The organism is Photorhabdus temperata (assembly GCF_025384845.1).
GTDB lineage: Bacteria > Pseudomonadota > Gammaproteobacteria > Enterobacterales > Enterobacteriaceae > Photorhabdus > Photorhabdus temperata.
This window is the reverse complement of record NZ_JAJAFX010000010.1, coordinates 64589-78275: the sequence shown is the minus strand read 5'-3', so window position 1 is coordinate 78275 and position 13687 is coordinate 64589. Positions and strand designations below refer to the sequence as shown.

The following is a 13687-nucleotide window of genomic DNA, read 5'->3' as shown; positions in this document are numbered from 1 at the left end:
AGCTTTGTTGTATATTTTGTTGAATTTTATAGCAGATTAATCAGATAATTGTCTTATGCAAATCCAAAATATTCTGGTCATTGTCATAGCGCGTTTCGGTGATACCTTACTGGTGACACCGGTACTTCGTGCTTTAAAACAGAAGTGGCCTGGTGCGAATATTGATGTTATGGCGCATAAAAGAACTAAACAGATCCTTGAAAATATAAGTGATATCAATAGATTGACTGCTTTTTCAAAAGGCAAAGCAAAATGGTGTGGTTGGTTTACCCGTAAGCATTATGATTTAGCTTTAGTATATAGCGACGATAAACCGTTATTACAGTATGCAAAACGCAAATCATACTTAACAGTTTCATTTTCAGATGAATCTTCGTTGCAATCGGGTTGGATGGCAGTGAAAAAGCCGGAAGTATTAGTGCCAGCTCAACAAGAACGGGCGATGCTGGCTAATGCGGTAGATGTTGAGGTGAGTGATTGGCGGTTGAATTATTGTGTTAGTGAAGGGGAACTCCGTTTTGCCGATGATTTTATGCGGCAGCATCATTTGAATAATAAGCTCCTGATTGGTTTTCAGTTACAAAGCTTCCCGGCAAAAGCTTATCGTGACTGGCCGGTTGAACATTTTTATAAATTAGCGCAATGCATTTATCGCGGTTATCCACATTCGCATATTATGTTATTAGGCAGCGCTGATGGTGAAATTGTTGCTCAATCACTGGCAGAAAGACTCGGTGCTGAAAAATGTACTTCGTTGGTAGGGAGACTGACAATGCGACAGAATGCGGCAATGATGAGTAAACTTGATTTGTACGTTGGTGTTGATACTGGGCCGACCCATTTAGCAGGCGCATTAGGTATCCCGATGGTTGCGATGTATCACAGTTTTCACCCGGGCCGTTTTTTAGCGCCTCAACAACATGCACATTTGGTAGTGATTGAGCATCCTGTTCATTATATGCAAGCCACACGTGAAGATTCGATGTCTGCTATATCTGTTGAACAAGTCTGGCAGGCAACTCAGAAATTATTGGCAACCAGGTCAGCAGGGTAATAGACAGATGAAAATAGGTTTAATTGATGTCACTGTGACTATGTCTTACGGTGGAATTCAGACGGCAGTCTGGGAACTTGCGAAAGCGCTGACTGATGCCGGTCATGAGATCCATATTTTGGGGGGAACGGGTGATGTCCGGCCAGAGCTAAATGGGAGAACAATACAGATTCATACTTTTCCATTCACTCCCAGAGAGAAAGTGATTAATATCGGCCGGCGTTTTCAGCGTATTATTGAACGCTACTCGTTTGCCCGCCATGCCCGTAATACGGTGATTACTGAAGATTTTGACTGGATTATTCTGACTAAACCATTTGATTTTTTCTGGCCACGAATGATGCCAAAAGGGAGTCGTACTAAGTTTTGTTATATGAGCGGCGGTACCAGTTTCTTCAAGGGTGACAGGACGCTGAGTAAACGAATTTCAGCCTGGGTAGCATGCAGTCATTTTAATGCTTGGCAGATTCAGCACCATTTTAAACAATTCCCAAAGGTTATTTACAACGGAGTTGATATTAATAAATTCAGGCCGACTGACTCTTCTGTCAGAACTCGTCTTGGAATCAGTGATGAAACATTTTTACTGACCTTTGCCGGGCGTTTGGTTGGCTGGAAAGGTATGCATGTGGCGGTTGATGCAATGGCTCAGCTACAGGATAAAGATGTTAAATTACTGATTATCGGAGCGGGTGAAGATCTGAAACGTCTGGAAAAACGGGTTGCGGCACTGCGATTGGAAAAACAGGTAATTTTTCACCCACCGGTAGGACATGATCAATTGCCTGAATATTATGTTGCTGGTGATGCGGGGATCTTCCCAAGTATTGGTGATGAAGCGTTTGGAATAACAATCGCGGAAGCTATGGCGTGTGGCAGACCTGTTATTGCCAGTTATATCGGAGGCATACCGGAAGTTGTCGGTAACGAGAATAAGTCAGGTATTTTGGTCACGCCAGGGGATGCTTCAGCCATTGTCGATGCAGTTAATTTTTTATTGTCTCAGCCAGACAGAGGGCAAAGAATGGGAAAAGAAGCTCGCCAGCGGATTGAAACAATGTATACCTGGGAACATTCAGCAAATCGTTTACTGAAAGCAATAAACAATGAAGATTGCCTATATTGATCCTTATCCGGTTCCTGACTATCGGGTTGCATCATTACAAATTTTGCAGAATGTTGATGCGTTTGCTCGACAGGGGGCTGATGTCTATCTGGTTACGCCTGAAGGTAAAAATACCGTAGAGGAGATTCTTGGACGCTCATTATCATCATCGGCTAAATTGATATCATTACGCAATATCCGGCGTAAATGGTACTTTCCGTTGAATACCCAAAAGATGTTCTATTTTCAGGTTTCCAGTTGGTTGAAAAAGAACAGGATAGATGCCGTTTTTACCCGTAATCTGAAAATGGCGAAGTATCTCTTATGTAAACATCCAGAAATTCCTCTTTTTTTCGAAAGTCATGAGGTTTTTGCTCAATCGTTTAAAGAGTCACATGATTTGAGTAAAAATAAAGATCAGCATAAATATGAGAAGTTAAGAGAAACTGAACATCTTGTTTATAGTCAGTCCAGGGTTGTTTTTGTTCTGACGTCGCTACTGCGTGATGACATTATCAATGAATATAAGGTCGATACATCTATTGTTGTTACGCCAGATGGTGTAGATATGCTGGCAGTAGAGTCGATATCATCAAATGAACTCGCATTAACTAACCACAAATTACCAACCCAAATTCTTTATCTGGGAAGTTTGCATCGTTGGAAGGGGGTTCCGACGGCGATTAAGGCGATGAGTCATCTTGAAGATGCAGTACTGAATATTGCGGGTGGTGAACCAGAACAGATTCAACAGTTACGGCAGATTGCTCAGCAGATTGGTGTTTGTGACCGAGTCAATTTTCTTGGGTTTATTCAGCCTAAATTGCGTTTCCAGATAATTGCAGATAATGATATTTGTCTGTTGCCATTAACTAAAACCAGTATTGGTAGCCGCTATACCTCACCACTGAAGCTATTTGAGTATATGGCGATGGGGAAACCTGTGGTTATTTCCGATTTTCCTTCTATTCGTGATGTGGTTGATGAAAATGCAGTCAGTTTTGCTGACAGTGAGAATGCGGAAAGTTTTGCTCAGCAAATCCAGTTATTGAGAGACAATTCAGAGAGAGTTAAAGCGCAAGTCAGTTATGCAAAAATGCTGGTAACAGAGCATCTTAACTGGGATAAACGGGCCAGGCTTATTATGCAGACGATATCAAAGGACATTTCTGCATAATAATCGGTGTAGAGATAGGCGATATACAGCCACTGATGATATAGCTGGAATATTTTGCTAGTCACTTTTCTTTTTATACAGCGCAATCATCAAGCCAAATAAAATACCTATTTCATTGATATAGGTATTTTCAAAGGCGCCACGGACAATAAATAGCCCGATAAACCCGGTCAGTAGAATAGTGCCTGCCTGCTTTATCCTTCCGTTGTTACGGGTGATAATATGACTACCGGTGTACAGTGCTGAGATAGTCATCAATAAAGTTGTGATTAGGCCGATGATTCCACCTGCAAACCAGAGCGCCAGAAAGATATTATGGGGGCCGATAGACGTGCGAAATACCCAGCCTGGATAGTCAGCAACTCGTTCGTTGTAGACCTTATGGTAGACTTTATTGCCATAACCATAGCCTTTAATTGGATTTTCCAGAATTAACTCAAAAGCAGCTCCTTGGGTGCCATTGGTATAGCGATAGCTGCTATCTGTTTGGGTAAGTTTAAATAGTAATTTGGTATTTGCATTATCTGTCATAGTGAGGTGGCTAACTCCGGCCAAAAGACTAAGGCTTAAACCTGCCACTATAATTAGTTTCCATTCCCGGTTAATAGTGATGATAAAGGTCGTTATAACAACAGCAGCTACCCAGGCACCACGGGTTAAGGTGCCTAACAACAGAAACAGGCTGATAGCCGAAGCAACAGCCAATATCAGCCAGCTAACTAAGGTATGCTTTTTCCACAATGCCCAGGTGCAAAGTAATATTGGGAAATAGAAAATAAAACCGTAAGAAAATTCCCGGTGGTTGTAGTCGGTAAACGGCATTTCACCCCGATTGTAGTTAATAATGTATCTACCGATATCAGTCAGGCATATTGCCAGCATCCCAATGGCGAATGAGAACAGAATCATCTTGGCAATGCTTTCTTTATTCTCTTTGTACAATACAACCGGAAAAGTAAAACTGAACAGCAGCAATCCATTTAGAATAGGTTTATTCATCTCTTGAAAACTCAACGCGGGATCGACTGAAATCGCGACTGAATAGAACATTGCTAAGATGAATAGCAAAATAGATAGGAATAGCGAATTACGCATAGAGTGCATTACCTGACGAAAATCTGTTACCAGATAGGTCAGCGCGGTTATGCCAATCAGGATAATAACCAGGTTTTTATATCTTGTTATATCAGGTAGATAAACAAGGGCTATATAAATCCCAATAAGCGATAAATTCCATAATGATTTTTTATTACAACTTCTAAGATTAAACATATTCATCAATCTGTTTTCATTTCGGTTGAACTTGGTTGGAAATGATACATGAAAAGATTATCTTAATCTGCTGAGATGCAATAGAGTTGAAACAAACAGACATAATACAGGAGTTATTATCATGCCAGAACTACCAGAGGTAGAAACCAGCCGGAGAGGGATAGAACCACATCTGGTAGGGAACGTGATCCAACATGCGGTAGTCCGGAATGGGAGGTTACGTTGGCCGGTAGCGGAAGAAATTATGAAGCTGAGTGATCAGCTTGTGCTCAGTGTTCAACGCCGGGCCAAATATTTGCTGATTGAATTGGCAGATGGTTGGATTATTGTCCATTTGGGGATGTCGGGCAGTTTGCGGATCTTATTGGAGGAACGCCCTGCGGAGAAACATGATCATGTGGATTTAGTCATGGCAGACGGCAAGGTTTTGCGTTATACCGACCCAAGACGATTTGGAGCGTGGCTATGGAGTGATGATCTCAATCAGTGCTCAGTATTAACGCATTTGGGGCCTGAACCACTTTCTAATGATTTTAACGGTGCTTATCTCTACACCCGATCAAATAGTAAAAGAACATTGATTAAGCCTTGGTTAATGGATAATAAACTGGTTGTCGGTGTCGGTAATATCTATGCGAATGAAGCGTTGTTTACTGCTCATATTCGGCCTGATCGCCCAGCATATACATTAACTGAGCGTGAGGCGGATTTACTAGCAGAAACGATTAAAAAGGTCCTGCAACGATCGATTGAGCAGGGAGGGACAACACTCAGGGATTTCCTGCAATCTGATGGTAAACCGGGGTATTTTGCTCAGGAACTGTTTGTGTATGGTAGGGCAGGAGAGCCATGCCGGATTTGTGGTGAGAAAATAGAAAGTATTAAACTTGGGCAGCGCAGTACTTTCTTTTGTCGTCGCTGTCAGTTTTAGTTGATACCGGAAACTTGGGGAGGCGTAGCATAGGGAGCGATCCTACTGTGCGTCGCTCCCAGTAAGCTCAGTAAATTACTTGCCGAGTTTTTTTAGCATGGCTTGTGCAACAGGTTCTGGTAGAAATGATGAGATATCGCCATCGTGGCGGGCGACATCTTTAATCAAGGATGAAGATATAAACGAGAGATTTTGTGATGGCAGTAAAAAGACACTTTCTAACTCAGGCATAAAGTGGCGGTTCATATTGGCGAGCTGCCATTCATACTCAAAATCAGATACTGAACGGAGACCGCGGATAAGAACATTGACTTGTTGTTTTTTGGCGAAATTAGCCATCAATTCACAAAAGCCGACCACTTCTACATTATCCAGATGTGAGGTCACCTCTTTCGCCAGGGTAATGCGCTCATCCAGAGTAAACATTGGGTTCTTTCTGGCGCTATTGGCGATAGCAAATAAAACGTGGTCAAACATATTTGCAGCGCGGGTAACGATATCAATATGCCCATAGGTAACAGGATCAAATGTTCCGGGATAAATAGCTTTGGTTGTCATCAATTTTTACCCTTTTGCAATCTCTTTTCCCACAACGCGACATACTTATTAAACGTATATTGAGCGTTAACGATAGCCAGTACTAATCCCTGTTTACCATCAAGAAAGCCAGCACGCAACAGCCAGGTTTTAAAGAAAGCCCCAAAAGTATGACTGAAAATCGAAAAATAACTGCACTGTTTACCTTGTTCATGACGCTGTTTTGCCCATGCTTTAGCGTAATTCAGCTGTTTTGTCTGAAACTCAATCAGATTACGGCAAGTAAGATGGCGTAAATCCCCTTTCAAAATAACAATTGGAACTCCATGAGATTCAAGGGATTCATGAACCTGATTATCATTGTATTGATAACGATTGCGGGCGTAGAGGCGAATAACTCGATCTGGGTACCAGCCGCTGTGTTGCATAAAGCGGCCAAGAAACAGATTCCGGCGGGCGCAACTATAGACCTTATTGTCATCAGCATGTGCCAGAACCTGCTCTATGGATATTCTCAGTTCTGGCGTCACACGCTCATCGGTATCAATCATAAAAATATAATCGCCAGAAGCATATTGCTGAGCCAGTTGACGCTGACGACCAAACCCCGGCCAGTGAATATTAGAGAATACTTTTGCCCCCATTGCCTGTGCTATCTGGCAGGTATCGTCTGAACTGCCAGAATCAAGCACGATGATCTCATCAGCCCAACTGACTGAGGCCAGGCAATCTGCTATCAGATCCGCTGAGTTCTTAGCAATCATTACAACGGAAAGGCGCTTTCTCTCATTCATTTAGTGACTCCGGGATGGGAGGTAGGGTTCCAGTAATTTAAGCAGACGTTGAAGTGCTCCCTGATTTTCATGTAATACTTCCGCTGCGTGGCGGCCATAATACAGGCGATAATCTTCGTCAGTCAGTAAGCTATTGATTTCGGTGAATAAAGACTGGCTATCCGTAACGGTAATCAGACCATTAGCCTGATCCAGTTTGGCGCAGATATCTTTAAAGTTAAAGGTATGTGGGCCCATCAACACTGGAATGGCATGAGCTGCGGCTTCCAGTGGGTTATGCCCACCGCGTTCAACTAGGCTGCCACCAACAAAAGCCAGATCGGCAATACCATAGAGCAGCATCAGCTCACCCATAGTATCGCCGATAACAACTTGAATATTGGCGTCAGGAATTTTATCGGAGCTGCGAAGGATATAACTTAGCCCGGCTTTCTTTGTTAATTCTTCAGCTTTAGCAAAACGTTCAGGATGGCGTGGCACCAGGATCAGCAGCAGATTTGGACATTGTTTTAGTAACTTGCAATGAGCATCCAGAATAATGCTCTCTTCTCCATCATGAGTACTGGTCGCTATCCAGACAGGACGGCGAGCAGCCCATTGGCGTCGTAGTGTTACGGCCTTAGCGGCCAATTCAGGTGTTACTGAGATATCGAATTTTAAACTACCGGTGACAGCCAGTTGAGAGCGCCGCAAACCCAGTTCAATAAAACGTTCGCTATCTTCCTGATTCTGAGCCGCAATCAGGGTAATTTTTCGTAAAATTATTTTTACGAAATTACCGACTTTCTGGTATCCCGCCGCTGAACGTGCAGATAAACGGGCATTAGCAATAACCAGAGGAATGTTACGTCGATGGAGTTGAAAAATCAGATTAGGCCAAAGCTCTGTTTCCATAATGATGACTAACTTTGGATTAACTTGATTGAGAAAACGCTCCATGGAGCCGGGAAGATCGTATGGCAAATAGACGTGATTGACATCATTTCCCAACGCGGAGAGGACTCTTTCTGAACCCGTTGGTGTCATCGTCGTCACCGTAATCGGTAAAAAAGGATAATGATGGCGTAAAGCTCTAACTAAAGGGATTGCAGCCAATGTCTCACCGACGGACACTGAGTGAAGCAGAATGCCCCCAGCGGCAACTTTACCGGCACAGAAACCATAACGTTCACCCCAACGTTTACGGTAAGCCGGAGCCTTGCGGCTGCGAAGTAATAAGCGCAACCAAATCAGAGGTTGGATAAGGTAGAGAAGTACCTGATATAAACGCAGTAACATTCTATCAAATTCATTTATATAAATTAGCGCCAATAGTACCACACTGCTTCAAAGAAAGTATGAAAATGCGTATGGCTTCTAGAATCTGAACAGAATAGGAACGGTAAATTAGGTTTTTGGGGTAAAATTGTGCTTCTATTATATATAAAAGTAGCAGGGGTTTCTTGCAGCTTCCGAACATATAGAGACAGCTTTTTCCTTATTATCTGTGCCTTTATACTGGGAATGCCATGAGTAAATTACCAACTCGATTTAGCCGTATTCTGATAATAAAGTTACGACATCATGGTGATGTGCTATTAGTTACACCGGTTATTAATACTCTGAAGGATAATTATCCCTCAGTAGACATTGATGTTTTACTCTACAAAGAAACAGAACCGATACTGGCTAATTTTTCTTCTGTGGCAAATCTATTTTGTATGGATAGGCAATGGAAGAAGCAAGGAACCAGAGCACGTTTTCGTCATGAATGGAGATTACTTAAACAATTAAGGAAGCGTAACTATGACATAGTTATTAATCTCTCTGATCAATGGTATAGTGCGTTTGTGACACGATTTACCAGAGCAAAAGTACGTATTGGGTTTGATTTAGCAAAACGACGAAGCCTGTTTTGGAAAAAATGTTTCACAAATCTAGTGCCGACAGAGCATAGTGAATTTTTGCATATTGTTGAGCAAAATTTGTCAACTCTTTCGCTGTTAAATCTTCCATCGACCAGTACTAAAGTGACAATGAGTTACCGTCAGGAAGATAGAGAAGTTGTCCGGGCACTTCTTGAGCAGCACGGGGTAAGTCAAAAATATATTGTTGTGCAGCCAACATCCCGCTGGTTTTTCAAATGTTGGGATGAGAAAAAGATGGGTGAAACGATTAGTGCATTACAGTCTGATGGTGGGGCAATTGTTGTTACCTCTGGGCCAGATCGTAAGGAAGAAGATATGGTCGAGACTATTTTATCAAGCTGCCCAAAAGAAAGAGTTATTTCTTTTGCTGGCCTATTAACCTTGCCTCAACTTGCAGCGCTGATTGATGAAGCTAATTTATTCATAGGGGTAGACTCTATTTCTATGCATATGGCCGCAGCATTGAAAACACCTTGTATTGCTTTATTTGGGCCATCAAAGTTAGTATTCTGGCACCCATGGGAAGCGAAGGGTGAAGTAATTTGGGCTGGTGATTACGGTGATTTACCTGATCCTGATGATGTTGATACTAAAACGGGCATACGTTATCTGAATGTCATTCCCAGTGATGTAGTTATTGCTGCTGCCCGGAGAAATTTATTATGAAATCAGTACGTCTTGCGATTGTTCGGCAGAAATATCGCCCGGATGGTGGTGCAGAACGTTTTGTCTCCCGCGCCTTAGAAGCTTTAGGTAATGAAAATCTGGAGCTTAATGTTATTACTCGTTCTTGGCAGGGAGACATTAGCCCTGACTGGTATGTTCATTTAGCAAATCCTCATAAATGGGGAAGAATCAGCCGTGAGAGAGGATTTGCTAAAGCGGCCAGAGCAGTATGGGAAAAAGAGCAATTTGATCTTGTTCAAAGTCACGAACGCATTGCGGGTTGCGATATTTACCGTGCGGGTGATGGTGTTCATCAGCGGTGGTTGCAGCAGCGTGCCCGGGTTTTATCTTCCTGGAGAGGCAAATTACTTTTTGCGAGTCGTTACCATCGTTATGTGATGGATGCTGAGCAAAAAATGTATTCGGCACCAGAACTAAAAATGGTTATTTGTAACTCGGAAATGGTAAAACGAGAGGTCATGGCGGATTTTGGCCTTTCGCAGAAAAAAATATCAGTTATTTATAATGCGATAGATCATAAGCAATTTTTTCCGGCAATAGCATCTCAGAGAATGCTGTTAAGGAAAGAGTATGATCTTCCCCAACAGGCGAAATGTTTCGTTTATGTTGGTTCCGGGTTTGAGCGAAAGGGGCTAAAAGTAGCGATTCAAGCAGTGAGTGCTACTGATGCCTATTTAATTGTTGTGGGTCAGGATAAAGAAGAGAAGAAATATAAGCAATTAGCCAATTCTCTGGGGTGCAATGAGCGAATCAGATTTATGGGCATTCAGAAAAAGACACTGCCTTTTTATCAGATTGCAGATGGCTTATTGTTACCTACCTTATATGATCCATTCCCAAATGTGATATTGGAGGCAATGGCTTGTGGGCTTCCGGTCATAACCAGTACAACATGCGGTGGTGCTGAATTTGTTACCTCTGGAAGTAACGGGTTTATATGTGATGCTTTGAATATCCGGGATATTACAGAAGCGATTCAAAATACGCCTTCTGATCATTTGAATAATAAAATGTCGGAATTAGCGAGAACTAAGGTACTGCCTTATACACCGCAACATTTATCACAACAGCTGATTGGACTATACGAAAGGGTGCTCTCATCATGAAAGGACACATATTATTTATCATTGATGGATTACCTGGTGGAGGTGCAGAAAATGTCACTATCCGGCTTTGTGATGGTCTGCAACAGAAAGGGTATGATATTACGCTGCTTTCTCTGGCGGAAAAATGTGAGTATTTAGTGCCTGGTGGTATTGAACTAATTATTGATGCTGACGAGTACAATGGGCCTTTCAGAAGACAGACTGAGATTTGCCGTAGGGCTAAATCTATGGATAAAGTTTTAGAAAAAATATTTCTTCGGAAGGGAATCCCCTCATTGATTGTATCAAATTTGCATAAAACCGATCGCATTGTCGTGAAATCAAAGGTACTGGCGGGATTAAATGTGTGGTTTTGTATTCATGGTGTGTTCTCGAGTTCGTACCTTGGCAATAAAAGCGGATTACCCCGTTGGATAAAAAAACAGAAAATTAAATGGACATATAACAACCGGAATCTAATTTGTGTATCTGATGCCGTTGGGAAAGATTTAGCAATTAATCTGTCACTCATGCCTAAGAAAATGGTGACAATTTATAATCCTTTTAATATTCCTGACATTAAAGAAAAATCTTTGCAAAATAATCCTTATTCGGATGAAACGTATTTATTACATGTTGGCCGATTTCACCAGGTTAAGCGGCATGATCGTTTATTAGAGGCTTTTGCGAAAGCAGCTTTGCCATGTAAATTATTGATTGTTGGTCATGGAGATGAGTCTATTACTCAACAGATAAAACAAAAGATTGTGGATTTAAACTTACAATCTAAAGTCATCTTAACCGGATTCCTCGAAAATCCATTACCTGTTATTCGTGGAGCTAAAGCGGTTGTCTTGAGTTCTGACAGTGAAGGGCTGGGTAATGTACTGATTGAATCATTGATTTGCGATACTCCAATTGTCAGTGTGGCATGTCCGGGTGGAGTGAATGAAATTATGGTTGGTGAGCTGGAAAAATATAAATCAGAACTGACAGTTGGCTCACTTGCAGAAAAAATGAAGCTTGTTTTCTTGGAGCCTCCTGTCATCACAGAGGATATGTATAAGAAGTTTGATTTAGATATTGTTTTGGCAAGATATTTATCTTTATAAAGCTGAATAAGCTAACTAATTGTTTAATATGAGTAAATAAAGCTGCACATAGCTACTGTTTTAGCGATAAGTTAATTGCGCTGTATCGCTGACCTGCGTACCATAACGCCATTATTTTGGGTCTGTTTTGGGCGCATCTCTAATGACTTTACCCGCATTTATTATCACGATTGATACTGAAGGTGATGACTTGTGGCAAAACCACAGTCAGATTTCGACAGAAAATACGCGTTATTTACCAAGATTTCAGAGTCTATGCGAACGTTTTGGTTTTAAACCAGTTTGGTTGACGAACTATGAGATGGCTATGGATGATTTATACATTGACTTTGCTAAAGATGTTATTGCCAGAGGTCAAGGTGAAATAGGTATGCATTTACATGCCTGGAATAATCCACCTCTTGTTCCTCTTACCGACGATGATATGCGCTATAAACCTTATCTAATTGAATTTCCAAAAGAACAGGTCAGAGCCAAAGTTGGTTTAATGACTCAGTTATTAGAAGATAAACTACAAACTAAAATGTTAAGCCATCGGGCGGGTCGTTGGGCATTTAATGAATATTATGCTGAATTGTTGGTGGAATATGGCTATCAAGTCGATTGTTCGGTAACGCCGCGGGTTAATTGGCGTTTCACAAAAGGTGATCCTAATGGTAACGGTGGAACTGATTATAGCCACTTTCCATCTTATGCCTATTTTATGGATTTGCAGGATATCGCCAAAGAAGGCGGTTCTTCTTTGCTGGAAGTACCAATGAGCATCCAATATAAGCACTCGCCGTTGATGAACTCCCTGAAACAGAAATACGATAATTTGCGCGGAAAGCAGCGTTCTCCTTCCGTTAACTGGTTACGGCCAAAAGGCGGTAATCTGGAGCAAATGAAGAAAGTTATTCAGCAAACATTGGCAGAAGGCTGTGATTATGTTGAATTTATGCTGCATTCATCTGAATTTATGCCTGGTGGTAGCCCGACATTTAAAAATGAAGAACAAATTGAGAGTCTTTATCAGGATTTGGAGGAATTATTTAACTATTTGAAATCGCGGGTTCAAGGGATGACATTGGCTGAATATTACCAGTTAAAGAAGTCGTAATAATTGAGAAAATAAAACTGATAGGATTAACTGATGCTACTGAATTTTGGTTGGAAATTAGGTTCTTTTGATGATTATCGAGAGGCTTATAATTTATATGGGGGAAGTGTGATCACTTCTCCAAAAGTCTTGGATTTTTTCCATAAGCGTTTTCAGCTAAATGAGAAATTCCATATAAAAAGAGATGGTTCAGGAAATATCATTGGTGGTATCTGTAGCTGGAGAGATCGTTACCTCGCTGGTGAGCAGAAAATTGTCATTAAAGAAGGAATTAACAAATATCCACTTAATTTTGATGAGATAATATTGCCGATTAGATCGGATGTTAGATCTATTATTCCATTTAAATCAAAGTTTATGTCGTCAAAAAATAAAGTTAATACTATTAACTGTTCGGAAAAATTAAATTCTAAAAGACAGATCTGTCTGGTTAAGGATATCTCTAGAAAAACAAGAGAAACAAGAAATAGAGAGTTGAATCGTTTTATAAAAAGTGGGGGGAGTGTTGTTAATGTTGATCATTATGATGCGAAAGAGTTAACAGATATTTATGATTATCTCTATTTTAAACGCAGGAATGAACATGCATATAAAAATGAAATGCAAGAAATTCTTGAAGAAATACCCGCTATAAATTTCGGTAATATTTTATGGTTAGAAGGAAATCCTTGCGCAATGCAATTTATTGTTAAAAAACAATGTGAAAAATGGATTTGCTATGACTACGTTAATAGCGGAATGGATTTGAGTTATCCTAATCTGTCGTTAGGAACAGTTTCTACATGGGTTAATGTTAAGGATGCTATTGAATATAGTCATGAAAATAATTTGGAGATGAGATTTAGTTTCGGGCGGCCAACATTTGAATATAAAAATAGGTGGTGTAATAGAGACAACTTACAAAGAGTGATTTTTCCTTAATCATTA

Annotated in this window: 13 protein-coding genes; 9 read left to right on the top strand and 4 right to left on the bottom strand. The window is 40.9% G+C overall.

Annotated features, from left to right (window positions below; translation table 11 throughout):
* The first annotated feature begins 55 nt into the window (after positions 1–55).
* From LGZ99_RS05900 to LGZ99_RS05890, 3 genes are read left to right on the top strand one after another with little or no spacing between them, the layout of a single operon-like run.
* Positions 56–1054 (top strand): glycosyltransferase family 9 protein, encoded by a 999-nt coding sequence (locus tag LGZ99_RS05900; protein WP_036838861.1) that lies wholly within the window; start codon positions 56–58, stop codon positions 1052–1054.
* Positions 1055–1061: 7 nt separating this feature from the next.
* Positions 1062–2180: a glycosyltransferase family 4 protein gene (locus LGZ99_RS05895; protein WP_036838862.1), complete on the top strand. Its 1119-nt coding sequence runs from the start codon at positions 1062–1064 to the stop codon at positions 2178–2180.
* Positions 2161–3336: a glycosyltransferase gene (locus LGZ99_RS05890; RefSeq protein WP_023043857.1), complete on the top strand. Its 1176-nt coding sequence runs from the start codon at positions 2161–2163 to the stop codon at positions 3334–3336. The genes LGZ99_RS05895 and LGZ99_RS05890 overlap by 20 nt, the downstream gene beginning before the upstream one ends.
* A gap of 57 nt (positions 3337–3393) precedes the next feature.
* Here LGZ99_RS05890 and rfaL read toward each other — a convergent pair whose 3' ends face one another.
* Positions 3394–4608, bottom strand: a complete 1215-nt coding sequence (gene rfaL / locus LGZ99_RS05885) for an O-antigen ligase RfaL (protein ID WP_036838913.1) — start codon at positions 4606–4608, stop codon at positions 3394–3396.
* Between the two features lie 121 nt (positions 4609–4729).
* On the opposite strand from rfaL, the gene mutM reads away from it, so the two are divergent.
* Complete coding sequence (mutM, locus tag LGZ99_RS05880; RefSeq protein WP_021324106.1) at positions 4730–5539, top strand: bifunctional DNA-formamidopyrimidine glycosylase/DNA-(apurinic or apyrimidinic site) lyase; 810 nt, start codon at positions 4730–4732, stop codon at positions 5537–5539.
* Positions 5540–5614: 75 nt separating this feature from the next.
* On the opposite strand, the gene coaD is transcribed toward mutM, so the two are convergent.
* From coaD to waaA, 3 genes are read right to left on the bottom strand one after another with little or no spacing between them, the layout of a single operon-like run.
* Positions 5615–6097: a pantetheine-phosphate adenylyltransferase gene (gene coaD, locus LGZ99_RS05875; RefSeq protein ID WP_036838864.1), complete on the bottom strand. Its 483-nt coding sequence runs from the start codon at positions 6095–6097 to the stop codon at positions 5615–5617.
* Positions 6097–6870 (bottom strand): glycosyltransferase family 2 protein, encoded by a 774-nt coding sequence (locus LGZ99_RS05870; protein WP_036838866.1) that lies wholly within the window; start codon positions 6868–6870, stop codon positions 6097–6099. The genes coaD and LGZ99_RS05870 overlap by 1 nt, the downstream gene beginning before the upstream one ends.
* Entirely contained in the window at positions 6871–8148 is a 1278-nt protein-coding gene (waaA, locus tag LGZ99_RS05865) for a lipid IV(A) 3-deoxy-D-manno-octulosonic acid transferase (RefSeq protein ID WP_021324103.1), read from the bottom strand.
* A 230-nt stretch (positions 8149–8378) separates the two neighbouring features.
* Here waaA and rfaQ point away from each other — a divergent pair, with 230 nt between their 5' ends.
* From rfaQ to LGZ99_RS05840, 5 genes are all read left to right on the top strand, one after another.
* Positions 8379–9443: a putative lipopolysaccharide heptosyltransferase III gene (gene rfaQ, locus LGZ99_RS05860; protein WP_021324102.1), complete on the top strand. Its 1065-nt coding sequence runs from the start codon at positions 8379–8381 to the stop codon at positions 9441–9443.
* Positions 9440–10570 (top strand): glycosyltransferase family 4 protein, encoded by a 1131-nt coding sequence (locus LGZ99_RS05855; protein ID WP_036838868.1) that lies wholly within the window; start codon positions 9440–9442, stop codon positions 10568–10570. The genes rfaQ and LGZ99_RS05855 overlap by 4 nt, the downstream gene beginning before the upstream one ends.
* Positions 10567–11661, top strand: a complete 1095-nt coding sequence (locus LGZ99_RS05850) for a glycosyltransferase (protein ID WP_036838869.1) — start codon at positions 10567–10569, stop codon at positions 11659–11661. Before LGZ99_RS05855 ends, LGZ99_RS05850 begins: the two co-directional genes overlap by 4 nt.
* 142 nt (positions 11662–11803) lie before the next feature.
* Complete coding sequence (locus tag LGZ99_RS05845; RefSeq protein ID WP_023043850.1) at positions 11804–12760, top strand: polysaccharide deacetylase family protein; 957 nt, start codon at positions 11804–11806, stop codon at positions 12758–12760.
* A gap of 33 nt (positions 12761–12793) precedes the next feature.
* The gene (locus tag LGZ99_RS05840) at positions 12794–13681 is read left to right on the top strand and encodes a GNAT family protein (protein WP_036838870.1); all 888 of its coding nucleotides are present in this window, start codon (positions 12794–12796) and stop codon (positions 13679–13681) included.
* Positions 13682–13687: the final 6 nt, after the last annotated feature.

What these genes read in the sequence shown, in the direction of transcription:
- LGZ99_RS05900 (WP_036838861.1), top strand. Translation starts at nt 56, where the DNA reads ATGCAAATCCAAAATATTCTGGTCATTGTCATAGCGCGTTTCGGTGAT.
- LGZ99_RS05895 (WP_036838862.1), top strand. Translation starts at nt 1,062, where the DNA reads ATGAAAATAGGTTTAATTGATGTCACTGTGACTATGTCTTACGGTGGA.
- LGZ99_RS05890 (WP_023043857.1), top strand. Translation starts at nt 2,161, where the DNA reads ATGAAGATTGCCTATATTGATCCTTATCCGGTTCCTGACTATCGGGTT.
- rfaL (WP_036838913.1), bottom strand. Translation starts at nt 4,608, where the DNA reads ATGTTTAATCTTAGAAGTTGTAATAAAAAATCATTATGGAATTTATCG.
- mutM (WP_021324106.1), top strand. Translation starts at nt 4,730, where the DNA reads ATGCCAGAACTACCAGAGGTAGAAACCAGCCGGAGAGGGATAGAACCA.
- coaD (WP_036838864.1), bottom strand. Translation starts at nt 6,097, where the DNA reads ATGACAACCAAAGCTATTTATCCCGGAACATTTGATCCTGTTACCTAT.
- LGZ99_RS05870 (WP_036838866.1), bottom strand. Translation starts at nt 6,870, where the DNA reads ATGAATGAGAGAAAGCGCCTTTCCGTTGTAATGATTGCTAAGAACTCA.
- waaA (WP_021324103.1), bottom strand. Translation starts at nt 8,148, where the DNA reads ATGTTACTGCGTTTATATCAGGTACTTCTCTACCTTATCCAACCTCTG.
- rfaQ (WP_021324102.1), top strand. Translation starts at nt 8,379, where the DNA reads ATGAGTAAATTACCAACTCGATTTAGCCGTATTCTGATAATAAAGTTA.
- LGZ99_RS05855 (WP_036838868.1), top strand. Translation starts at nt 9,440, where the DNA reads ATGAAATCAGTACGTCTTGCGATTGTTCGGCAGAAATATCGCCCGGAT.
- LGZ99_RS05850 (WP_036838869.1), top strand. Translation starts at nt 10,567, where the DNA reads ATGAAAGGACACATATTATTTATCATTGATGGATTACCTGGTGGAGGT.
- LGZ99_RS05845 (WP_023043850.1), top strand. Translation starts at nt 11,804, where the DNA reads ATGACTTTACCCGCATTTATTATCACGATTGATACTGAAGGTGATGAC.
- LGZ99_RS05840 (WP_036838870.1), top strand. Translation starts at nt 12,794, where the DNA reads ATGCTACTGAATTTTGGTTGGAAATTAGGTTCTTTTGATGATTATCGA.